Raw genomic sequence first — 21,737 nt, forward strand, 5'->3', positions numbered from 1 at the left:
AATCCGTAAGATTCAATAAGTAGATATTAATAGATATATTATCTCTAATGTTATATTTAGTAGATAATATCAAGAGAATGAAAAGGTATATAACATGAATATCAGTCATAGCGTTCCACTTAAATTCAGCTGTGAAGTAAAAGACGCGCTTGAATCAGGAAAACCTGTTGTTGCTCTGGAATCCAATGTGATTACACATGGCTTGGATTACCCTGATAATGTCATAACAGCTAAGCATGTTGAGCAGGCTGTTCGTGAAAGTGGGGCAGTTCCCGCAACGATAGGAATAGATAATGGTGAATTTCTGATTGGGATGTCAGATGAACAAATTGAGAAATTTGCTACTGCATCTCATGTTCCAAAAGTCACGAGTCGGGATATTCCGGTCGTGTTAGCGAGTGGCGGTATGGGGGCGACAACAGTGGCATCGTCAATACTTGCAGCAGAAATAGCGGGTATTAAATTCTTCTGTTCTGCGGGGATTGGTGGGGTACATCGAGGTGCAGAGACGAGTATGGATATATCCGCAGACTTGACTCAGTTAACGCGTTCCCGTGTTGCTGTGGTCTGCGCTGGCGCAAAAAATATCCTCGATATTGGATTAACATTGGAATTCCTGGAGACATGGAATGTGCCAATCATATCCTATCAGTCGGATGATTTTCCTGCATTTTACTGTCGTTCCAGCGGATTCAAAAGTCCACAACGTCTTGATGATCCCGCCGTAATTGCCAAAGCGATTGAGATAAATTGGATGTTGCCGGGGGGAAAGGGGATATTAATTACGACACCAACCAAGCCAGAGGATGCGATAGAGAGTCAAAAGATTGATATGATTATACAAGATGCGGTGTTAGAGGCTAAGAAGAATAATATTGTTGGTAATTCGTTGACAAAGTATCTGATGAGAATGATTGACCGAGAAACCAATGGGATCTCGGCGAAAGCTAATATGGCTGTATTAGTTAATACAGCAAATGTTGCTGGAAAGTTGGCGGTGGCCCACACCATTCATAAATTTTCAGGCGAAATTTATTCTGGCAGATCCCAGGCCCAATAAGTTGATTTTCAATTGATCACCGGCATTAACTGGTACCATTGTGGCAAGGGAACCGGAAAGAATAATTTCTCCCTGGCGTAGCGTCGTATCCAGCGTTCCCAGCCTATTCGCCAACCAGGCAACGGCGTTGGCAGGGTGCCCAAATGCGGCGGCACCTATGCCGGTATCAATCAGTTTGCCGTTCTTTTCCAGTGTCATGGTAACGGCAGCCAAATCAATTTCTGATGGCAGACGGGTACCGTTACCAATAACGAATAAACCTGATGAGGCATTATCAGCAACCGTATCCGTGATTTTTATTTTCCAATCACGGATACGGGAATCGACGATTTCGATACAGGGTACAACATAAGCTGTTGCTTGCAGTACATCTTCCGCGGTAATACCTGGACCACGCAAATTGCGTTTCAGGATAAAGCCAATTTCACCTTCAGCCTTCGGCGCAATTAATTGTTCAATGGGCACAGTGGCATTATTTTCGTAATACATATCTGAGGTGAGAATGCCAAAGTCTGGCTGATCTACGTCCAATATATCCATCACTGCCTGGCTGGTGATACCAATTTTCTTACCGATAATTCGTTCATCGGTTGTTTCCAGACGGCGGGCAATAACTTTTTGCTGGATGAGATAAGCATCGTGTAATGTCAGTTTTGGATATTCATCAGAAATCGGGTTGATGGCTTGATGACTCCGCCATGATTGAAACAATTTTTCGCCAAGATGGTTTATCACGTTATTCATTGGTTGTTGCTCCTGATCAGGCGACAAAAGTGATATTCCGGGGGGAATATCACCCATTTGCAAGCGACATTATTTGTTGCCGTTTAGCAGAAAATCGATATGAATTCGATTGAAGGTGTCTGGATCCTCATATTGAGGCCAGTGACCACATTTTTCCATTACGACAAAACGGCTGTTTTTGATAAGCGCGGCAAGGTGCTGACCCACGGAAACCGCGGCAGTTGGATCGTGAGTTGTCCATAGCACCAGAGTTTCGGCCTGAATTTTTGCCAGCTCATCTTCGGTCAGAAGATTACGCAGGCGGGTATCCATGTCTTGCAGGCACATAATGTTTTCCATTGCAGATAACATATCTGGCTGACGATAAATCGCAAAACGGGATTCAACCAGGTCTTCTGTCACCATAGCAGGATCTTCCATCAGGAATTCAAGACGCTTGCGGGTGGCTTCCAGATCCGGGTTTTTCACTGCATTCAGGCTCAGAGTGCGCAAGCGTTCCATCACATTTGGATCGGCAATCATACCTCCCGCTGTATTCAGCACCAGACGGCGAATATATCGTGGATATTTTGCCGCAAAGCGGGCGGCGACCCATCCACCTAAAGATTCACCGGAAAGGTGAATTTTTTTCAGATTTAATGTTTCGACAAAATCCCGCAAGTGTTCTACATAATCGATAATTTCATAAGAGCGGACAGGTTTATCAGTGAAACCATGTCCTAACATATCAATTGCCAGTACGCGAAAATGTGCAGCATGAGGCAGAACATTACGCATATAGGCTTCCAGATGACCACCAATGCCGTGCAAGAAAATCAGGGTTTCAGGGCCGCTGCCAGCTTCAAGTACGCGGGTTTTTATCCCTTTTACATTAATATGGTGCAAATGAACTTCACCACCAGCAATTGCTGACCAAAGCGATCGTAACTCAGGTTGTACAGGTTTATGTTGACGGTTTGTCGTTGACATAACAATATTTCCCTTATTTTTTTCAGGTTAATTTAATGTTAATATAACGACATCAAGCAATATTAACTAATACTTAATATGTCTAATCTTAAATGTAAAAACGATTATACTTAATTTCTATAGATATTTATTTTCAACAATATCTATTAAATGTGATAATAATTCTGATGTGTTGTCTTTTCGCCATGCCATTATTAACTCTATTGTTGGTGAGTATCCTGACAATGGCCGGCAAACAACAGCATCGGTCATGATGCTAGTAATATAGAATGGCACTATTGCACATCCTAAATTCAGGCTGACCATGTTTAAAATTAACAACATATTGTTAGCTGTTTGAATAATATTCGGGGAGACATTATGTTCAGCAAAATAATTTTCTATAATCTGTTGTAATATACCGGATTGTGTTGGATCAGGAATAATAAAGTTTTCACCATGTAGGTCTTCGACTGAAATTTTCTCACAATATCTTAGCCTATGATTAGCAGGCATAAGTACTACCAATGGTTCATTAAGAATAACTTTAAAATCAATATAATCGCTCTTTATCGGCGGACGCATAAAAGCGACATCAATATCACCTTGTAATAATTCTTCTTCTTGTCCTGGATTAAATAAACTAATAAGTTCTACTTTTGCTTCAGGATGAGAAAGACGAAACACCGGGATAACTTCAGGTAGAACTTTAACTTCTGCTGATGGAACGAACCCAATGGTCAGCACAATTTGTTCTTGTGCTGCTTTGCGTGCCATTTTTTTTGCTTTCTCTGCATTGTCAAGAATAATCCTGGCCTGTTGGAGAAAAACTTCCCCGGCTTTGGTTAAAGAAACTCTGCGTTTATTTCTTTCTAATAATGTAGATCCAATATAGTCTTCTAAATCTTTTATTTGCTGGCTTAATGAAGGTTGTGCGGTATGCAATTTTCTTGCGGCTTTAGTAAAGTTTAATTCTTCTGCTACTGCAATAAAGTATCGTAAGTGTCTTAATTCCATTGCCGTTTCCTCTACATATCGAAAAAAAGTCTCAATTTAAACAAACAATGTATTTCACAAATTATTAATCTATTAATAGCATTCATTTTGCATGTTGGCAAAAAGTCAACTTTTCATTTACATGAGGATCAATAATATGACATTGAGCAAAAACTCAGATATTTACCGCCTGATTGATGCCCGAGCCGGTCGTGTAACTCCTCAGATTTATATTGACCCTGAGCTCTATCAGTTAGAACTCGAAAGAATATTTGGTCGTTGTTGGCTCTTTTTGGCTCATCATAGCCAAATCCCACGTCCGGGAGATTTTTTTAATACTTATATGGGAGAGGACAGTGTTGTTGTTGTCCGGCAGAAAGAGGGTTCCGTTAAAGCTTTTCTAAATCAATGTCGTCACCGCTCAATGCGGGTTTGTTACGCGGATAGTGGTAATACCCGTGCGTTTACTTGTCCTTATCACGGTTGGTCATACGGTGTTGATGGGCGATTAGTTGACGTTCCACTGGAATCGTGCGCCTATCCACACGGGCTTTGCAAAGAGAAATGGGGACTTCAGGAAGTTCCGTGTGTGGAGAGTTATAAGGGTTTGATTTTCGGTAACTGGGATACGACCGCACCCTCTTTGATTGATTATCTTGGTGATATGGCCTGGTATCTTGATGGTGTGCTTGACCGTCGCGAGGGAGGAACAGAAGTTATCGGCGGTGTGCAAAAGTGGGTCATCAACTGTAACTGGAAATTACCTGCTGAACAGTTTGCCGGCGATCAATACCACGCTTTATTTAGTCATGCCTCTGCTGTACAGGTTTTAGCTGTAAAAGAGGGCGATAATGAAAAAGCGTTAGGCGCTGGTCAGACTTCCCGGCCGGTCTGGGAAACGGCAAAAGATGCAGTGCAATTTGCTCAGAACGGTCACGGTAGTGGATTTTTCCTGACTGAAAAACCTGATGCCAACGTTTGGGTTGATGGTGCCGTCGCCCGTTACTACCGTGAAACCTACGCCGAAGCAGAGCAGCGCCTGGGGAAAGTCAGGGCACTGCGTCTTGCGGGCCACAACAATATTTTTCCAACACTCTCCTGGCTTAACGGTACAGCGACGATGCGGGTATGGCATCCACGCGGACCAGACCAGGTGGAAGTATGGGCATTTTGCATTGCAGACAAAGCGGCTTCTCCAGAGGTAAAAGAGGCTTTTGAAAATAGTGCAACCCGTGCATTTGGTCCGGCAGGTTTTCTCGAACAGGATGATTCAGAAAATTGGGTGGAAATCCAGAAGGTACTCAGAGGCTACAAAGCCCGTAACAGCCCGTTGTGTATGGAAATGAGGCTGGGACAAGAAAGAGTACGGGATGATGGTATTCCAGGCGTGACCAACTATGTTTTTTCCGAAACTGTTGCCCGTGGCATGTATCAACGCTGGGCTGACTTACTGACCAGTGAAACCTGGGATGAGATAGAGGAAAAAAGCCGGGCTTATCAGCAGGAGTTGGTCAAATGAAAGAGTTAATCGTCAATCAAGAAAAACGGGTATCGGTAGAGCTGCATTATGAAATAAGTCAGTTCTTGTACTACGAAATAGCGTTACTGGATGAGTGGAAATTTCGTGACTGGCTTGAACTGTTATCAGAAGATCTTAGTTATACCATGCGCACCATTGTTAACGCCCAAACCCGCGACCGCCGCAAAAGTATCCAGCCGCCAACCACTTGGTTATTCAATGATAATAAATTTCAGCTTGAACGCCGGATTGCCCGGTTAGAAACGGGTATGGCATGGGCAGAGGAACCGCCATCCCGTACTCGTCATCTACTGACAAACCTGGTGATTACTGAAACAGGTTTGCCAGACCAATTTCATGTTCAGTCCAATTATCTGCTGTATCGTTCACAAAAAGAGAAAGATGAAGCTTTTTATGTCGGTAAGCGGTTGGATTATGTTCGCCGCAATCTGAATACGGGTAGCTGGCTGGTTTGCAGACGTGAAATTACTCTGGATCAAGCCGTCTTAACTTTCCATAACCTGAGTGTCTTATTCTGATGAGCCAGTTATTTGCATGTACTGTTGAAGAATTGCCCGAGGGAGAAGCGCGTAAGGTTGAATACACACCGGATATTGCGCTGTTTCACTATAACGGCGAATTCTTTGCTGTTGATGACCGGTGCAGTCACGGTAATGCTTCTATATCCGAAGGGTATCTGGAAGACAATGCAACAGTTGAGTGTCCACTGCATACGGCCAGTTTTTGTCTTAGAACCGGGAGGGCGCTTTGTCTTCCTGCGACAGATCCATTGAAGACGTACCCTGTTGTTGTTGAAGATGGAAAAATTTATATCACTGTTTCGGAGGAGCAATAATGAGTTGGATGAAAGATCAAGTCATTTTATTAACAGGTGGTGGCTCCGGTTTAGGTTTGGCTTTAGTGGAACGTTTTATTGCGGAAGGTGCCAAAGTCGGTGTCTTAGAGTTATCTGCGGAAAAAACGACAGCGCTGGTGCACTGTTTCGGCAAAGATATCTGTGTTATTCAGGGGAATGTCACCTCTTTTGTAGACAATGAACGGGCAGTTGCAGAAACTGTTCGATGTTTTGGTAAGTTGGATTGCTTTATCGGTAATGCCGGGCTCTGGGATCACAAAACCAGCCTGCTTGATGCGTCAGCAGAACAGATTGACAAAGGATTTGATGAACTGATGGGGGTTAACCTGAAAGGGTACATTCTGGGGGCCAAAGCGGCATTACCTGCGCTAACAGCATCAGAAGGTAGTATGATTTTTACGTTGTCGAGTTCATCATGGTTTTCTGGTGGTGGCGGTGTGTTGTATACCGCCAGCAAGCATGGCGCAGTCGGGATGATCCGCCAGTTAGCGTATGAACTGGCACCGGTTATCAGAGTTAATGGTGTCGCGCCGTGTGGCATGCCAAGTGATCTCCGTGGCCCGGCCACATTATCCCAGCAGGATAAATGCATCACAGACAGTCTGCCATTGGAAAGTATTGGCGCAGCTTTACCTTTGCAATTCACGCCTCAGCCGGAAGATTTCACCGGCCCATATGTCATGCTCGCTTCCCGTGCAAACAACCGTACCTTAACCGGCGTCATGATAACGGCTGACGCCGGGTTAAGTATTCGCGGGGTTCGCCGGATCACTGCGGGGATCATGTCACCGGATAAAAAGGGGAATTCAGATGACCATTAAATTGATCTGTACTTCACACACACCTTTGATGGATTTTTGTTCTCCACCTGGAGCGACAGAAAAGCACGTTCGGCAGGTTTTTCAACAATTGGCTGAACAAGTGAAAGAATATGATCCAGAATTGATAGTGATTTTCGCCCCTGACCATTTCAATGGTTTTTTTTATGACCTGATGCCGGCATTTTGTGTTGGGGTCAGAGCGAATGCTGTGGGGGACTGGGATATTGGCAAAGGTCCACTCAATGTGCCTGAAAACACCGCGAAGGATCTCATTTCTGCTTTATATGACACCGGTATTGATGTTGCACAATCCTGGCGTATGCAGGCTGATCATGGTTTTGTTCAACCATTGATGTTGCTTTGCCAGGATTTACAGCGCTATCCGACTCTCCCAGTCTTTATTAACTGTGCCGCCAGTCCATTACCGACATGCCGCCGTACCGTTGCGCTTGGTCGTGCGATTGGACAATTCTTGTTTAAAACAGATCAGCGGGTATTGTTGTTGGGCTCTGGTGGTTTATCACATGATCCACCAATATCGCAGATTGGACAGGTACCGCCGGAAGTTGAAGAGGGCTTGATTGCCGGGAGAAATCCGACAAAAGAAGCGCGTCAAAGACGGCAAGGCCGGGTGATTGCGGTTGGAGAATCGTTGGCGCGTGGTGAAAATGTTGTTGCGCCGTTGAATCCTCAGTGGGATGAAGAACTGTTGAGTATTTTTTGCAGTGGCGATATACGGCGCCTTGCTTCATTAACGAATGGCGGGATCGCTATTCAGGGCGGTAAGGGAGGACAGGAAATCCGCTGTTGGATTGCCGCTTTTGCAGCACTTTCTGTTTATGGCGAATATAAAGCCCAACGTCATTATTACCAACCGATTAAGGAATGGCTGGCTGGAATGGCAATGGTCAGTGCTCAACCTGTGAATTAAATGGGGGCATAATATGCGAGATCAGACTTTTATTATTGTCGGAGCAGGGCAAGCGGGGGCGATGGCCGCCGCAACCTTAAGGCAGCAACAGTTTGATGGCGATATTATTTTAATTGGTAAAGAATATCATGCACCTTATGAGCGGCCTATTTTATCAAAAGAGTATTTAATGAACCCGGAGGAAGAACCGAAATATTTGTTCTCCGAAGATTTCTATCTGAAAAATCGGATAGATTTACGCATGGGTCAGCCGGTCAGTCGTATTATTCCCGCGGAACATTGCGTCGTTTTGGAAGATGGCGACAAGCTCAGGTATGACAAACTCCTGCTCGCGATGGGGGCAAGAGCCAAGCGGTTTCCGTTACTTGATCAACTCGGTGAGAATGTTTATACCCTGAGAACACTGGATGATGCGCAACGCTTACGCCAGGCGGTGAAAGAAGGTAAACGGGTTTTGATTGTCGGTGGAGGTGTTATTGGTCTGGAACTGGCGGCAACCTCCTGTGAAATGGGTGCAAATGTGACGGTTATCGAACAGGCGGATAACATCATGGGGCGTTGTGCACCTCCGTTGTTGCAGGATTATCTTTTAAATCGCCATCAGGAAAAAGGGGTGCAATTCTTCCTTGATATCAATATTGTTTCCGCACAAAGGCAGGAGAATGAATTAGTGCTTATACTGAACACCGGAGAAGAGGTGATCGGAGATATTATTATTTATGGTATCGGTGCGGAATTCAGGGACAAGCTCGCTGCTGATGCCGGATTGGTTACTAATGGTGGTATAGTCATTGACAGCTGTTGCCAGACGTCTGAACCGGATATTTTTGCTGCCGGGGATGTTTGCCTTCAGAAAGAGCCAATAACTGGGGATCTCCAACGTCGTGAAACCTGGGAAAATGCTAACCGTCAGGCAACTATCGCCGCACATGCAATGATGGGACTGAAGCCTCCACAGCCAAGTGTTCCGTGGTTTTGGACAGATCAATGGGGCATTAACATTCAGATGGTTGGCAAAATGCAGGCTGAGGAGTGGCATATCCAAGGTGATCTGCAATCAGATAAAGCCATTTTATTGGGTACAGAAAATGAAGTTTTAGTGGGTGCTGTCGCGATTAATCAGGGAAGAGAAATGCGGAATTTACGGAAATTACTCTCTAATCCTATGGCGATTGAGGTGTAGCGTTTGAACACGTTAATTTTATAGAGATAGACGGGTGATGAACTGTTTTATTATCGAATATCGGTGGCTGTCCAAGTGGTCACCGATAGTCATTACATGGAATCTATTTGCTATAAACTAAGCCCACTGTTCACCAGAGAAATGATCAACGGAATTATTGATGAAACCATAGAAAAGGTCTCTACCTGGAGGAAGCTTGCCGTTGAAGTTGGTGTGCCAGATTCATTGATTAAGGAAGTCGATTCAAACATTACGGTTAAAAACGAATCAAACTGTTTTAAACCGTAATATTTATTTAAGTAATGCAATAAGTTAAATACTATCTTATTAATGTTCAATAATATAAAGATCTTTCAATGATATAAAACCAAGCGGGCTGATATAATATCCGCCAATATAAGGTTTTACTAGTCTGGCACTGACATAGTAATAAATAGGAATTGACGGTACCTCTCTTGTAAGAATATCTTGTGCTTGCTGGAAATATTTTATATCGTTTGTCGTTTTGGCTTTTTGCATCAGATCATCGTAAATATCATTACTATATAATGATGTATTATTAGAACTGTTGGTCACAAAGTTATTTAAAAATGAGGCTGGGTGATCGTAATCAGCTATCCATGCATATCTCACCACATCAAAATGACTTTGATGCATTGTGTCTAGCATTGTTTTCCATTCTTGATTTTGTAAGACAGCATCTACGCCCAGATTTTTCTTCCACATTGAAGATACGGCAATAGCAATCCTTGTATGACTTTCTGATGTATTATAAAGAAGATTAAATTTTAACGGATTATTTCTGTTATAACCCGCTTCATTCAATAAGGTCCTGGCTTTTTCAATTCTTTTCGCCAGTGTCCATGATGCATAATCAGGCTGTTTTAAATTCATTCCTCCGGTATTCGGCGGGGTATTATTATAAGCGGCTTTTTGACCTTGACCCAATACCTTGTCTGCGATGATGGTTTTATCTAAAGCCAAATTTAATGCTTGTCTGACTCTGATATCATTAAAAGGTGCTTTTTGGGTATTAAATTCGTAATAATAAACCCCTAATTTAGGTGAAATGTGAACCTGGCTACCTAACTTGGTTTTTAAGGAGTTAAATAAAGTTGATGGGATACTTTTTGTTATGTCTATTTCACCTGCTAAATAACGGTTTACCACCGCTGTGTCTGATGTGACGGCAAGATAGGTGACTTTATTAATAACGGTATGTGCATTATCCCAATATTGTGGATTTCTGATACCAATGACTTTTTCATTGACGATCCATTCAGCCAGTTTAAACGGGCCACTACTGACAAACACATTCGGTTGAGTCCATTTCTCACCATATTTTTCAACCGCTTTTTGGCTGATAGGCACCATTACCGGATGTGCCACCATCTGTAAGAAATAGGATAGCGGCTGTTCTAATGTCACTTCTACCGTCATATCATCCAATGCTTTGACACCTAACGCATCGACTTTTTTCTTTCCGGCAAGAATATCTTTGGCATTGGCTATATACATGTTTTCAATATAGCTGCCATATGGAGATGCCATTTGAGGATCAATTAAACGTCGCCAACTAAAAACCACATCATGGGCAGTAATAGGAGAACCATCAGACCACTTTATTCCTTCTCTTAAATGAAATAACCACACTTTATTATCTTTGGTTTCCCAACTGATGGCTAAATCGGGCTTTAACTTACCATCAATGCCTGTGTCAATTAATCCACTAAAGAAATCATGAATAATATCAAATTCAACATCACTTTCAACTTTATGGACATCAAGAGACGCAGGTTCTGAACCATTATGAAGAACAATATCCTGATTAATTGCCAGTTTTGTACCAGGTGGAATAATTGCCGCATGAGATAATGTCAAGCTTCCAAATATAATTCCTGTGAATAAAAATATATTTTTTATTGTCTTTTTCATCGTGATTTCTCCAATAAGGCTTCGTTTTTTAATATTGATGTTGCAAGTTGAGCAATATCTGATATTGGCTCGATTGTAAATAACCCTGCCGAGGAATAGCCCCCGAATTTTTTCTTCCGGTTAAAAAAATCTTAGATCCTGCTCACAGAGCAGCATATTTTCCTGAACAGAAATGTCGAAAGTTACATCTATGTATCTAATTATTCTTTTATTCTTTCTTTTAGTTGAAAAATTAACATCTATATAGCAATTGAATATATTAAGTTATAGGTTATATTTTATATTATCCAATCCATCAGGAGATAACCATGGCGGTAACAACGCTCAGGCATTTCATTAATAGTCAGTATGTTGAATCTAAAAGTTCCGAATATTTTGACTTGGTAAGCCCGGTCACGGGTGAAGCCTATGCACGTTCTCCTAACGCGACTATAGCGGATGTTGATGAAGCTTATGCATCGGCTAAAGAGGCGTTCAAGATCTGGGGGCGCAGCACACCGTCAGCACGTCAGCAGGCGTTGCTGGCATTAGCCGATGCGGTGGAAAAAAACGCTGAACGTCTGATCGAAGCGCAAAGCCGCAATACGGGGCAGCTCAAGCATCTGATTGCCTCTGAGGAAGTTGCGACGTCAGTGGATCATATCCGTTTCTTCGCTGGCGCCGCCCGTTTTCTGGAAGGCAAAGCGACGGCTGAATATCTTCCTGGTATGACGACCAGCATCCGGCGCGAACCACTGGGCGTGGTGGGGCAAGTTACGCCATGGAACTACCCGCTAATGATGGCAGTATGGAAGATAGCGCCTGCGCTGGCAGCGGGCAATACTGTGGTACTCAAACCGAGCGATACCACACCGGAAAGTACTCTGTTGCTGGCTGAATTGGCCGCTCCGTTCTTCCCTGTAGGTGCATTCAACGTGGTGTTGGGTAATGCCAGTGCGGGTGCTCTGGTCGTTTCGCACAAAACGCCGGCTATGGTTTCCATCACGGGTTCCGTGCGTGCAGGTTTGCAGGTTGCCTCTTCGGCGGCGGCTAATCTCACCAGAGCACATTTAGAGCTAGGCGGCAAAGCGCCGGTGGTTGTTTTCGCCGATGCAGATATGGATAAAGCGGTGGAAACCATAGCTACCGCGGGGTACTTCAATGCGGGTCAGGATTGTACGGCAGCCTCGCGTGTGCTGGTGCATGAATCTGTTTACGATACCTTCGTCGCCAAACTGGTGGCGGCAGCTAAAGCTACCCGTTTTGGCTATCCGGAAGATGAAGAGGCGCTGTATGGGCCGCTTAATAATGCTCGTCAGTTGGAACAGGTTAAAGGGTTCATTGCGCGTCTGCCCGCTTATGCCCGTATCGAAACAGGAGGCCGTCAGGCCGAACGTTCGGGTTATTACTTTGAACCTACGGTAATTACCGGTCTGAAACAGCACGATGAAGCAATCCAGACCGAGATTTTCGGCCCGGTTATCACGGTGCAGAAGTTCCGCGATGAACAGGATGCCATAGAGAAAGCTAACGACGTGAAATACGGACTGGCCTCCAGTGTCTGGACTCGCGATCATGGCCGCGCGTTGCGTTTGTCACGTGAACTCGATTTCGGTACCGTCTGGATTAACACCCATATTCCTCTTACGGCAGAAGCGCCGCACGGCGGCTTCAAGAGTTCTGGATATGGTAAAGATCTGTCGGCTTATGGCTTCGATGAATATACGCGTATCAAACACGTGATGAGTTCCAACGACTGACACAGGACATCCGTCATGATTCAGAATAGATCTCCACGCGACTTGGTGTCGCGTGCGCACCATGAGTTGTTTACTGACCGTGATTTAGGGGCGCTTGAGCGTTATTTTGCGCCGCATTTCATCGAACATTCCCCGTTGGTCAAAGAGGGTCTTGCCGGATTGCGTGAGTTGGTCCGGACACATCCTGAACTGCATCACGAAACGTATCGTGTACTGCAAGATGGTGATCTGGTCGCCATCCACGGTCGTTTTACGGAATTAGACGACCGGCCGCTGGTCGGTTTCGATCTGTACCGGGTTGCCGACGGCTTAATCGTGGAGCACTGGGACGGCCTGGTACCACAGGCCGAACCCAACGCCAGTGGCCGGACTCAATTAGACGGCCCGACTGAAGCAGGCCATGGTCATGACCGGGAGAAGAATCGCGAGCTGGTGGTCAACTTTTTTACACGTACCCTGATCGAGGGTCACTACGAAGAGTTTGTGAACTACACTAATGGTGAATTTTTTCGCCAGCACAGCCCCGATATTCCCGATGGTACGGCTGGGGTCATCTCGTATCTTAAGCAACTTAGGGATGAAGGGCAGGGCCTGCATTACGCCAAAATTCACCGTACGGTAGCCGATGGGCAGTTTGTTCTGACCCATTCGGAGGGGAGTATCGCCGGAGAGCGTCATAGCTACTTCGAGCTATGGCGCATTGAGAACGGTAAAGTGGCTGAGCTTTGGGATGCAATCACCCCGGTACCGGAGGATGCAAAAGCGCTGCATCGCCACGGTATTTTTTAGTGTCGTTTGCAGACAGGCTGGAATCCGTGTTTTTTCAATCAGGAATTAAAGAATGATGGCATATTCCATCGTCTACGCCCCGCTCGATCAGGCCACCCGGACCGAACAGGTTGTGGAACGTTTAAGCAACGCGATCATCTCTGGGGTATTAAAAACCGATGAGCAATTGCCTAATGAAAACGAGCTGTCACGTTTGTTGGGTGTGTCGCCGGTAACTGTGCGAGATGCCCTGAATACGCTGCGCACCAGGCAGTTGATCGATACCCGGCGCGGACGTCATGGCGGTAGTTTCGTGTGTCAGGTTCCCGTTGAGACAACGCGGAAATATCACCCGTTGCGGTTGATGGCTTCAGGTGAGTTAGCGGATTTCAGCGAATTTCACTGTGCGGTGATCGGCCACAGCGCGAGGCTTGCGGCGCAACGTTCAACGCCGGGTGAACTGCACAAACTTGGGCAGTTGATCGACAGTTTTGCCGCCGCGACGCAACCGGATGCCCGCATACAGGCAGATATGCGCTGCCTGTTAACCCTGGCATCCCAGGCCCAGTCGGCCAGGCTTGCCAACCAGGAGCTGGAGATTCAGGCCGAATGGACGCCTCTGGTGGCGCTTCTGTACCGAGAGGCAGCTGTACACAGCGAGGTTGTCACCGCCTGGCGTTCACTCCTTGACGCTCTACATAAGGCTGACGACTTCGTTTGCTATCGGCTGGCGCAGAGGATGATTACCCGAATTACCGACCACCTGCTTGAATGCAAATTGTGCATGGATATTGATGCGCCGTTCTTGCAGAGACCGGCTTGCGAGTAACGCGGCTGCATTCATCCCAGGATAAGGAAGTGGCACATGGACAACAACATACATGCAGAACGGGCCAGGAATATCCTGGACGATATCCTGACCTCGGCACAGAGGGCCACCGCAGCCCTGGCAGATGCGACGGCGCGTATTTTATCGGAGATACCGTTACATTATACAGAAGGTACCCGCCTAACGCGGGAGCAGCGCACTGCATTGCAAAAACATATCCACGATGTACTGCACAGCAACGCTTGGTGTAACGGGGCGGGGTTTGCCAGTTACGCGTCACCGAAGACGGCTGGGGAGGAGGGAGGTTACTGGACGTTGGAGTGGTGGCGTCAGGAAGGGAGTACCATTCAACAAGCACAACTGGAACATAATCAGGAGCAGCGCAGGCATCTGGACTTCCGGTTGTTTGACTGGTTCCGGCAGCCGGCAGGTTGCCATCTTCCCTTCATTGACGGTCCCTATGTGGATTATGTCTGTAACGGGGCCTACACGATTACAATAGCCCATCCGGTACTCATCGGTGAGAATTTTGCTGGTGTTGCGGCGGCGGATATATTGGTTTCGACGCTGGATCGGTTACTTCTGCCAGCTCTGGGAGCCATTGGTAAGCCAGCATTGGTCATTAATGACGATGCGCGTGTCGTGACCTCGACAGTGCCGGGAGTGCGTTCTGGTTCACTATGGAAATGTCAGGACGTTAATCAATCAGCCGATGGTGAAGTACCTTCACTGCGTCTGGTGATCCTGCCGTTATCACACACCGAATCACATCGGGCGTCTGCCTGACATTTTGGAGTCTGTGCTGCTCGATCTGGCTGAACTGTAGGTAGAACCTGCTACTTCACAAGAGGGGACAACAATGCACTGGTATTTAAATGTATTGAAGAACTATGCATGCTTCAGGGGGCGAGCCCGGCGTAAAGAGTTCTGGTATTTTGTTCTGTTCCAGATTTTGGCTGTATTTATTATCTCTTTCCTTGAAAGCTACTTTGCCGTTGCCAATCCTGAAATTTATATGGGCTGGTTCAGCGCCGTCTATCTGCTGCTCACGTTTTTGCCCGCACTAGCAGTGAGTGCCCGCCGCTTGCACGACATCAACAGCAGCGCTTGGTGGTTATTGCTGCATTTCATACCGCTTATCGGCACTGTTATCTTGCTAATTCTCGCCGGTCTGAAAGGGAGCTCTGGCAGCAATAAATACAGCTTAGAGAGCCGGATTCACTCACAGGGAAACGCCCCAGACCAAGCCAGCGGGTGATTTCAAGATCATGACAGGAGTGCTGAAATAACAATGAACAGAAGAGACTTTATCTCTACCACCGCGACGCTCGCTGGGGTGGGAGTACTTTCATCCGTACTTCCCAACTTATCCCTGCTCGCCCGAACCTTAACCATGGCCGATGCCCCTGCCGTCAATTTTGATAAGCTCCGGCCGACACTGTTAGAGGATGCGCAGCACAGAGCCAGCCGGTTGGGGCTGGATCCGCGTATCTGGAACTGGCATAAAGACGCTGCTGCTGCTGACGCCATGCCAGCTAACTATTATGAAGCTTCTCTGGCTGACTGGTCAGCTTTTGGAAGCCTGCCTGGAGATCAGAACTGCGAGGTTGTGGTCATCGGCGGTGGGTTGCTGGGTGCTTCCACGGCATTGCATCTTGCTGAGGCGGGCGTGGACGTGATCTTGGTTGAAAAGGATAACATTGGTTCAGGCGCTTCTGGCCGCAATGGGGGACAGATGACCCCCGGACTCGCACGCTGGGAAGCTGAAACTATACTGGAAAAACTTTCATTCGATGAGGCTAAACGCCTATGGCGTTTTGCTTCGGTTGAAGCGATGAATCTCGTGGATGAACTCCGTGAACGTTACAGTTTCGAATGTGACCGCAAATATGGTCATATCACTGTTGCGGTGCACGCAGGCCACATGGGGCCGCTGGTGGCTAATGCTGACGCCCGGCGCCAAATGGGAGATACAGCAATGAAGGTTATCGGACCGCACGAATTGCAGGAAGAGTATGTGCGTTCGGGTATTTACCATGGAGCAAATATCGACAGTATCGGCGGGCAGGTCCAGCCTCTGGCACTGTTGCGTGGTTTGGTTTATGGCTTCGCCAGACTGGGTGGGCGAATCTATGACAGCACGAAAGTGAAGGGCATCAGGCAGGATGCTGGTAGCACAGTCGTAGAAACTGAGCGGGGGACTATCAGGGCGAGTAAAGCCGTGGTGTTGGGTGTGCATGTCTCAACGGGTGAGTTTATCTCTGGCCCTTCTACTACGGTGCCTTTTTTCACCTATGTGGCAGTAACGCCGCCGTTGCCAGTGGATGTCAAAGAGCTTATCCCGTCAGATCTGCCGGTCTACGATACACAATTACAGGTCGACTACTATCGTGCGGTGCGCAACAACCGCCTGTTGTTTGGTGGACAGGGTACTGGCAACTCCTGGTCACCGCGTGATGTGAACAACTATCTGCTTGAGCGTATCAGAACCGTGTTCCCGCAGTTGGAAAAAAACGAACTAGAATATTCCTGGGGCGGGATCAGCGATCTTACCCTGAACGGTGCCCTCGACGCCCGCAAGAGCGGCGACAGCGTACCCGTGTATATGGTACATGGCTGGAGCGGTCATGGAGTGGCGCAGACGGTGCGCATTGGCAAAGCTATCAGCGACGATCTTACCGGATGCAACGACGACTTTACCATGCTTACCCGCATTGACCACACGAGTATTCCGCTAGGCTCCTATTTCTCTCCGGTAGTCATTCCGTTGGTTAAGGGGGTTTTGGGAGTGGTAAGCACGTTTAATCCGGCAGAGATGGTTTCGTTCTGAGCAGCAGGGCGTGGGGTTTCCCGATTCCGGCACGGGCACTTGCTGAATTGACACCAGACAAGAAAAGGTTGCTTAATCGTGTGCGTAGCCGCGCGCGTTTTTTTGACAACGTGCGCGAAAATGGTGGCGTATTAATCCTCAGTAATTCTGCTGATTATTTATACAGAACTGGGTGATATATTACAAACAAGGGAACGGGGTATATGTTTTGATACGGATAAAGTTAGACTGTGTTACTCTACTCACTGCGTGAGGCTGATTAGAAATGAGCATATGCGGTAGAATGATAATATTTATTAAACAGAATAATTAATTTATAGGAAATAAATCCGTAGAATTTATCATGATATTTTGGCATGAATATCATGCTGATTAATAATCTTATGATATTAAAATGACAATATGTTTATTAGTGGATATTTATTATTGCTTTTATCACTGGAAGGAAATAATTTATCAATTCATCTTGCATAATTCACATAATAGAAATTCTATTGGCCGAAATATTGAAAATACTTATTTATGATTATGGTGATATATCTTCATTAGCCTACTTTTATAACTAGAAAATTGACATTCTCAATCCATGTATGAATGGTAACCAATATGCAGAGAACCCAAAGAGTTGTTATTACCGGTATGGGCGCCGTAACACCGATTGGTGAAGATGTTGAATCATGTTGGCAAAGTATTATCGAGAAACGACATCAATTTCACAGAATTGAATTTCCTAACTCATTTATTCACTCACGTTTCTTTTCTTTCCTTGCACCAAATCCATCACGCTATCAGCTCTTGCCGAAAAAGTTAACGCATATGCTTTCTGATTGTGGAAAAATAGCGTTGAAAGCCACTCATCAGGCTTTCGCGCAAGCATTTGGCGCAAATGTATCTCCGGTTGAATATTATGATAAATACGAATGTGGGATAATTCTTGGCAGTGGTTGGGGTGCTATCGATAGTGTCGGAGATTATGCTTGTCAATATAAGGAAGTAAAATTAGCTCATCCCATGAGCAATCTTATCACTATGCCAAGTTCCATGACGGCGGCATGCTCGATCATGTATGGATTACGTGGTTACCAGAATACCATTATGGCGGCATGCGCAACGGGAACAATGGCGATAGGAGATGCATTTGAAATTATTCGCTCAGGCCGTGCAAAATGTATGATTGCCGGGGCTGCTGAATCACTCACTCGAGAATGTAATATTTGGAGTATTGATGTACTCAATGCATTATCGAAAGAACAAATAGACCCGAATCTTGCATGCTGCCCATTTAGTCTTGATCGCTCCGGGTTTGTGCTGGCGGAAGGCGCGGCGGTGGTTTGTCTGGAAGATTATGATTCGGCGGTTGCGCGTGGCGCGGTCATTTTGGCGGAAATTAAAGGTTACGCCCAATATTCAGATGCCGCCAATTTAACCCGGCCAACAGAAGATATTGAACCTAAGATATTAGCAATAACTAAAGCCATTGAGCAGGCACAAATTTCGCCGGAAGATATTGACTACATTAATGCTCATGGCACATCTACACCTTTAAATGATCTTTATGAAACACAATCAATTAAAGCCGCATTGGGCCGATATGCTTATCAGGTACCTATATCAAGTACAAAATCTTATACAGGTCACCTTATTGCTGCCGCAGGTAGTTTTGAAACCATTGTTTGTGTGAAAGCACTGGCTGAAAATTGTTTACCGGCAACATTGAATTTACATCGGGCTGATCCAGATTGCGACCTTAATTATTTACCTAATCAACATTGTTATACGGCTCAACCAGAAGTGACTCTTAATATCAGTGCAGGTTTTGGGGGGCATAACGCGGCATTGGTTATCTCTAAGGTAAGGTGATTGAAATGTTGATTTTTGGAATAGAAGATATTAAACACTGGTCAAACTTCTCTGGGGATTTTAACCCCATTCATTATCCAGAGAAAAGCGAGTCTTTGCACAATATGCAGCAATATCCCGTACAAGGCATGTTGAGTCTTCTTTATGTACGGCAACAATTTGCTCAATTATTTTCAGCTTTTTCCGCTGAGGTACTGAATATTGATGCTTTATTCCGTCAATATGTTTATACCGCATTACCACATCAACTGAACATTGATGCTAAAAGCAAAACGTTTAAACTGGAAAATCCATGCAGGAAAAGCACATTGTCCGGCAATACCCGTGTAGAGAATACAGTGGCATCAATTGAAGATTGGGTCATTCAGGATAACTGTCAAAAGCTAACGATAACCGAGAGAGATATTGATAAAAAACATGTCATCTTTAAACATTATTTTCCCAGTGTTACTTCTGTTGGGTGGTTTCTGGATGCGCTTGCATTTCATTTTGTCATTAATTCTACAAGTTTTCTTAATTTTGAACACTACCATTTTAATCAGTTAAACGATTATTTGAACCGATCTTTTACTTTACATACCGGGCAAGGGATAAAGATTAAGAAAACGGTTGTTTATAGCACAGAATTACTGTCTTCGCCGAATATTTGTATTGAATTAAACCCTCCATTATTGATTAAAAATGGTCCTAAAGACTATGTCCGTATTTTTCATTATCGATGTTTATATAATGAAAATCCTATTTTTGTTTCAAAGATTTCAATTATCTCTAAAATGGAATAAAAGGAATGCAGAATGCCTACACAAAGTGACATTTTTACTGAGGTAAAAAATAGAATATTAATGATGAAAGATATAGAAGAGACAGAAATAACACCAGAATCCTCTTTTGTTTCGCTTAAATTTGATAGTCTTGACTATGTGGAAATTCAAGTGTTTATATTGGAAACGTATCGTATTAGTATTAAAGCCGAGCTTTTTTCAGATCATTCTATTTTAACATTAAATGAACTTACTCATTATGTGAAATCGCAGTTATAGGCTGAGTTTTTACTTAATACTATTTTTTACTACCACTAATATTTTAGGAGTTATAATGAATATTATAGAAAAAAGTAAATTTTCTGCTCTATATTCCGGATATTCGGAAACAGAAGATTCTTCATGGGTTGGGAATCTGTGTTACTTCTCAGCTGGTCTGGAACACCTGCCTATTATTGTTAATAAGCGTCGTTTCTTGATTGAATTTGTTATTCCAAAACATTTACTTGATCCGACCGTTGAACCTAAAGTATTTGATCTGGATATAAATAAACAGTTTTTACTTCGTCGTGACCATCGAGAAATAAACCTTTATAGTTTAGGTGAAGGTAATTATATGGATAGGACAACGACAGATAGAAAACTGTTCGAATTAGATGAAGATAGTGCGCTATTTATTAAAACGTTACGTCAAGCACTTTGTAAATATGTTTCTATCACGCCCTCAACCACTCAATTCGTCTTTTTCGCACAGGGAAAATACAGCGAATTTATTATGAATGCCCTGAAAGAATTTAATGACGAATTATCAAGGCATTATCGCATTAGAATTATCCCTGAGTTACAAGGGCCATTCTATGGCTTTGAACTTGATATTATTTCTATTACAGCTTAATTCGCAAGATTGGAGGGTATTATGGCAAAGAAAATCACAACATTTACTATTGAGAAAACTGATAACCGTTTTTATGCTAATGGGCGTCATCAATCCATGGTAAAAATTTCTGTACTTAAGCAGGAATATAATGGCAATAATTGGGTAAAGATAGCGCTTAGCGATGCTGAAAAAAGATCGATACAGGTAGCGGCATTAAGTGATAGCCTGAGCTATGATCAATTAAAAATGCCTTCAGGATGGACAACAACAGATACTCGGGGTAGATATGTGTTTGGGTTATTGAATGGTGCTTATAATGCTTCATTTGATGAGCCAGTCACAGATCATGCTGGCGATTGCTGTACAAACGAAAACCATCAACAGAATGAACAGAGTGCGAATGTTAAGAGTGTTCCTGAAATTATCTATCGTTATGTAAGTAGTGGTAAAACAGGAATAGAGCAGTTGATGGCCAAAATGACATTCGAAGATACAACAGGGAAACGTACACTAACGACTAATATGTCAGTTGGTGATGATGTTTTTGATAGTAAAATTTCATTAGAAGCCATCGTGCCTTATGCGATTAATGCCAATCAATTGCATGAATCAATAAAGAAATTATCCGACAAAGAAGAAAACCCTACAAAATCAGATACCCATCATCAGACAATCAATCTTTACACATGGACATTACCCTATAATTTGAGGATTTTTGAGGGGAATGACAGGACTGTTAATAGTATATATGCTCTTGGTAAAGACTCATCAAATGAACGATTCCTGACAAGAGGAAGAGTATTTAAACGAGGAACTTCATCTGTAAATGCACGTGATAATGTGAATGGAGGATGTGTTATTGACCATTCTTATTCTGTGACTATTCCAGACACTCAGCTTGCGGCTGAGGTACTCCAGGTTACGGGGTGTTCATGGACGAGTAGTCATCATGATCAAGGCTACGAAGTCTCAATTATTGATAATTACGGTTGCCAACATAAATTTAAAATATCATCTTTTAATACAGGGCGTGAACTGAGAATAACGAGAATATAAGTT

General features: G+C 44.4%; 22 protein-coding genes. 18 read left to right on the forward strand and 4 right to left on the reverse strand.

Annotated elements, in window-relative coordinates; translation table 11 throughout:
* The first annotated feature begins 94 nt into the window (after window positions 1-94).
* Window positions 95-1,060, forward strand: a complete 966-nt coding sequence (locus C5470_RS04270) for a pseudouridine-5'-phosphate glycosidase (RefSeq protein ID WP_166286230.1) — start codon at window positions 95-97, stop codon at window positions 1,058-1,060.
* Here C5470_RS04270 and C5470_RS04275 read toward each other — a convergent pair.
* From C5470_RS04275 to hcaR, 3 genes are all read right to left on the reverse strand, one after another.
* Window positions 1,022-1,804 (reverse strand): fumarylacetoacetate hydrolase family protein, encoded by a 783-nt coding sequence (locus C5470_RS04275; protein WP_166286232.1) that lies wholly within the window; start codon window positions 1,802-1,804, stop codon window positions 1,022-1,024. The genes C5470_RS04270 and C5470_RS04275 overlap by 39 nt on opposite strands.
* 69 nt (window positions 1,805-1,873) lie before the next feature.
* Window positions 1,874-2,773, reverse strand: a complete 900-nt coding sequence (locus tag C5470_RS04280; RefSeq protein WP_166286234.1) for an alpha/beta fold hydrolase — start codon at window positions 2,771-2,773, stop codon at window positions 1,874-1,876.
* Between the two features lie 117 nt (window positions 2,774-2,890).
* Window positions 2,891-3,769 carry a DNA-binding transcriptional regulator HcaR gene (hcaR, locus tag C5470_RS04285; protein WP_036847330.1) on the reverse strand — a complete coding sequence of 293 codons (879 nt, stop codon included), beginning with the start codon at window positions 3,767-3,769 and terminating at the stop codon, window positions 2,891-2,893.
* 136 nt (window positions 3,770-3,905) lie between these two features.
* On the opposite strand from hcaR, the gene hcaE reads away from it, so the two are divergent.
* The 6 genes from hcaE to hcaD are packed head-to-tail and all read left to right on the forward strand — an operon-like array spanning window position 3,906 to window position 9,079.
* Window positions 3,906-5,267: a 3-phenylpropionate/cinnamic acid dioxygenase subunit alpha gene (hcaE, locus tag C5470_RS04290; RefSeq protein ID WP_036847326.1), complete on the forward strand. Its 1,362-nt coding sequence runs from the start codon at window positions 3,906-3,908 to the stop codon at window positions 5,265-5,267.
* Window positions 5,264-5,806 carry a 3-phenylpropionate/cinnamic acid dioxygenase subunit beta gene (gene hcaF, locus C5470_RS04295; protein WP_036847323.1) on the forward strand — a complete coding sequence of 181 codons (543 nt, stop codon included), beginning with the start codon at window positions 5,264-5,266 and terminating at the stop codon, window positions 5,804-5,806. The genes hcaE and hcaF overlap by 4 nt, the downstream gene beginning before the upstream one ends.
* The gene (gene hcaC / locus C5470_RS04300) at window positions 5,806-6,123 is read left to right on the forward strand and encodes a 3-phenylpropionate/cinnamic acid dioxygenase ferredoxin subunit (RefSeq protein ID WP_166286236.1); all 318 of its coding nucleotides are present in this window, start codon (window positions 5,806-5,808) and stop codon (window positions 6,121-6,123) included. The genes hcaF and hcaC overlap by 1 nt, the downstream gene beginning before the upstream one ends.
* Window positions 6,123-6,965: a 3-phenylpropionate-dihydrodiol/cinnamic acid-dihydrodiol dehydrogenase gene (hcaB, locus tag C5470_RS04305; protein WP_166286238.1), complete on the forward strand. Its 843-nt coding sequence runs from the start codon at window positions 6,123-6,125 to the stop codon at window positions 6,963-6,965. Before hcaC ends, hcaB begins: the two co-directional genes overlap by 1 nt.
* Entirely contained in the window at window positions 6,955-7,896 is a 942-nt protein-coding gene (locus tag C5470_RS04310; protein ID WP_166286240.1) for a 3-carboxyethylcatechol 2,3-dioxygenase, read from the forward strand. Before hcaB ends, C5470_RS04310 begins: the two co-directional genes overlap by 11 nt.
* Before the next feature lie 13 nt (window positions 7,897-7,909).
* On the forward strand, window positions 7,910-9,079 hold the full coding sequence (gene hcaD, locus C5470_RS04315) for a phenylpropionate dioxygenase ferredoxin reductase subunit (protein ID WP_152962114.1): 1,170 nt from the start codon (window positions 7,910-7,912) through the stop codon (window positions 9,077-9,079).
* A gap of 327 nt (window positions 9,080-9,406) precedes the next feature.
* On the opposite strand, the gene C5470_RS04320 is transcribed toward hcaD, so the two are convergent.
* Window positions 9,407-11,014, reverse strand: coding sequence for an ABC transporter substrate-binding protein (locus C5470_RS04320; RefSeq protein WP_166286242.1), 1,608 nt, complete (start codon window positions 11,012-11,014; stop codon window positions 9,407-9,409).
* Window positions 11,015-11,322: 308 nt separating this feature from the next.
* Between C5470_RS04320 and C5470_RS04325 the strand changes: the two genes are divergently transcribed.
* From C5470_RS04325 to C5470_RS04375, 11 genes are all read left to right on the forward strand, one after another.
* Window positions 11,323-12,753, forward strand: coding sequence for a gamma-aminobutyraldehyde dehydrogenase (locus tag C5470_RS04325; RefSeq protein WP_166286244.1), 1,431 nt, complete (start codon window positions 11,323-11,325; stop codon window positions 12,751-12,753).
* Between the two features lie 15 nt (window positions 12,754-12,768).
* Window positions 12,769-13,542 carry a nuclear transport factor 2 family protein gene (locus C5470_RS04330; RefSeq protein ID WP_166286246.1) on the forward strand — a complete coding sequence of 258 codons (774 nt, stop codon included), beginning with the start codon at window positions 12,769-12,771 and terminating at the stop codon, window positions 13,540-13,542.
* A 52-nt stretch (window positions 13,543-13,594) separates the two neighbouring features.
* On the forward strand, window positions 13,595-14,350 hold the full coding sequence (locus C5470_RS04335) for a FadR/GntR family transcriptional regulator (protein ID WP_166286248.1): 756 nt from the start codon (window positions 13,595-13,597) through the stop codon (window positions 14,348-14,350).
* A gap of 36 nt (window positions 14,351-14,386) precedes the next feature.
* Complete coding sequence (locus C5470_RS04340) at window positions 14,387-15,136, forward strand: cache domain-containing protein (protein ID WP_166286250.1); 750 nt, start codon at window positions 14,387-14,389, stop codon at window positions 15,134-15,136.
* A gap of 73 nt (window positions 15,137-15,209) precedes the next feature.
* On the forward strand, window positions 15,210-15,608 hold the full coding sequence (locus C5470_RS04345; protein WP_166286252.1) for a DUF805 domain-containing protein: 399 nt from the start codon (window positions 15,210-15,212) through the stop codon (window positions 15,606-15,608).
* Window positions 15,609-15,641: 33 nt separating this feature from the next.
* Window positions 15,642-17,180, forward strand: coding sequence for an NAD(P)/FAD-dependent oxidoreductase (locus C5470_RS04350; protein WP_207626876.1), 1,539 nt, complete (start codon window positions 15,642-15,644; stop codon window positions 17,178-17,180).
* Between the two features lie 606 nt (window positions 17,181-17,786).
* Window positions 17,787-19,040, forward strand: a complete 1,254-nt coding sequence (locus C5470_RS04355; protein WP_242687806.1) for a beta-ketoacyl-[acyl-carrier-protein] synthase family protein — start codon at window positions 17,787-17,789, stop codon at window positions 19,038-19,040.
* On the forward strand, window positions 19,037-19,822 hold the full coding sequence (locus C5470_RS04360; protein ID WP_166286256.1) for a hypothetical protein: 786 nt from the start codon (window positions 19,037-19,039) through the stop codon (window positions 19,820-19,822). Before C5470_RS04355 ends, C5470_RS04360 begins: the two co-directional genes overlap by 4 nt.
* A 12-nt stretch (window positions 19,823-19,834) precedes the next feature.
* Complete coding sequence (locus C5470_RS04365; protein ID WP_166286258.1) at window positions 19,835-20,080, forward strand: acyl carrier protein; 246 nt, start codon at window positions 19,835-19,837, stop codon at window positions 20,078-20,080.
* Between the two features lie 55 nt (window positions 20,081-20,135).
* Window positions 20,136-20,696: a hypothetical protein gene (locus C5470_RS04370; RefSeq protein ID WP_166286260.1), complete on the forward strand. Its 561-nt coding sequence runs from the start codon at window positions 20,136-20,138 to the stop codon at window positions 20,694-20,696.
* A 21-nt stretch (window positions 20,697-20,717) separates the two neighbouring features.
* Window positions 20,718-21,734: a hypothetical protein gene (locus tag C5470_RS04375; protein ID WP_166286262.1), complete on the forward strand. Its 1,017-nt coding sequence runs from the start codon at window positions 20,718-20,720 to the stop codon at window positions 21,732-21,734.
* Window positions 21,735-21,737 lie beyond the last annotated feature (3 nt).

This window comes from Photorhabdus stackebrandtii (assembly GCF_011189495.1).
Taxonomy (GTDB): Bacteria; Pseudomonadota; Gammaproteobacteria; order Enterobacterales; family Enterobacteriaceae; genus Photorhabdus; species Photorhabdus khanii.

What these genes read in the sequence shown, in the direction of transcription:
- C5470_RS04280 (WP_166286234.1), bottom strand. Translation starts at nt 2,773, where the DNA reads ATGTCAACGACAAACCGTCAACATAAACCTGTACAACCTGAGTTACGA.
- C5470_RS04275 (WP_166286232.1), bottom strand. Translation starts at nt 1,804, where the DNA reads ATGAATAACGTGATAAACCATCTTGGCGAAAAATTGTTTCAATCATGG.
- C5470_RS04340 (WP_166286250.1), top strand. Translation starts at nt 14,387, where the DNA reads ATGGACAACAACATACATGCAGAACGGGCCAGGAATATCCTGGACGAT.
- C5470_RS04365 (WP_166286258.1), top strand. Translation starts at nt 19,835, where the DNA reads ATGCCTACACAAAGTGACATTTTTACTGAGGTAAAAAATAGAATATTA.
- C5470_RS04330 (WP_166286246.1), top strand. Translation starts at nt 12,769, where the DNA reads ATGATTCAGAATAGATCTCCACGCGACTTGGTGTCGCGTGCGCACCAT.
- C5470_RS04355 (WP_242687806.1), top strand. Translation starts at nt 17,787, where the DNA reads ATGCAGAGAACCCAAAGAGTTGTTATTACCGGTATGGGCGCCGTAACA.
- C5470_RS04350 (WP_207626876.1), top strand. Translation starts at nt 15,642, where the DNA reads ATGAACAGAAGAGACTTTATCTCTACCACCGCGACGCTCGCTGGGGTG.
- C5470_RS04375 (WP_166286262.1), top strand. Translation starts at nt 20,718, where the DNA reads ATGGCAAAGAAAATCACAACATTTACTATTGAGAAAACTGATAACCGT.
- C5470_RS04325 (WP_166286244.1), top strand. Translation starts at nt 11,323, where the DNA reads ATGGCGGTAACAACGCTCAGGCATTTCATTAATAGTCAGTATGTTGAA.
- hcaF (WP_036847323.1), top strand. Translation starts at nt 5,264, where the DNA reads ATGAAAGAGTTAATCGTCAATCAAGAAAAACGGGTATCGGTAGAGCTG.
- C5470_RS04320 (WP_166286242.1), bottom strand. Translation starts at nt 11,014, where the DNA reads ATGAAAAAGACAATAAAAAATATATTTTTATTCACAGGAATTATATTT.
- hcaC (WP_166286236.1), top strand. Translation starts at nt 5,806, where the DNA reads ATGAGCCAGTTATTTGCATGTACTGTTGAAGAATTGCCCGAGGGAGAA.
- hcaB (WP_166286238.1), top strand. Translation starts at nt 6,123, where the DNA reads ATGAGTTGGATGAAAGATCAAGTCATTTTATTAACAGGTGGTGGCTCC.
- C5470_RS04370 (WP_166286260.1), top strand. Translation starts at nt 20,136, where the DNA reads ATGAATATTATAGAAAAAAGTAAATTTTCTGCTCTATATTCCGGATAT.
- hcaE (WP_036847326.1), top strand. Translation starts at nt 3,906, where the DNA reads ATGACATTGAGCAAAAACTCAGATATTTACCGCCTGATTGATGCCCGA.
- hcaR (WP_036847330.1), bottom strand. Translation starts at nt 3,769, where the DNA reads ATGGAATTAAGACACTTACGATACTTTATTGCAGTAGCAGAAGAATTA.
- C5470_RS04270 (WP_166286230.1), top strand. Translation starts at nt 95, where the DNA reads ATGAATATCAGTCATAGCGTTCCACTTAAATTCAGCTGTGAAGTAAAA.
- hcaD (WP_152962114.1), top strand. Translation starts at nt 7,910, where the DNA reads ATGCGAGATCAGACTTTTATTATTGTCGGAGCAGGGCAAGCGGGGGCG.
- C5470_RS04345 (WP_166286252.1), top strand. Translation starts at nt 15,210, where the DNA reads ATGCACTGGTATTTAAATGTATTGAAGAACTATGCATGCTTCAGGGGG.
- C5470_RS04335 (WP_166286248.1), top strand. Translation starts at nt 13,595, where the DNA reads ATGATGGCATATTCCATCGTCTACGCCCCGCTCGATCAGGCCACCCGG.
- C5470_RS04310 (WP_166286240.1), top strand. Translation starts at nt 6,955, where the DNA reads ATGACCATTAAATTGATCTGTACTTCACACACACCTTTGATGGATTTT.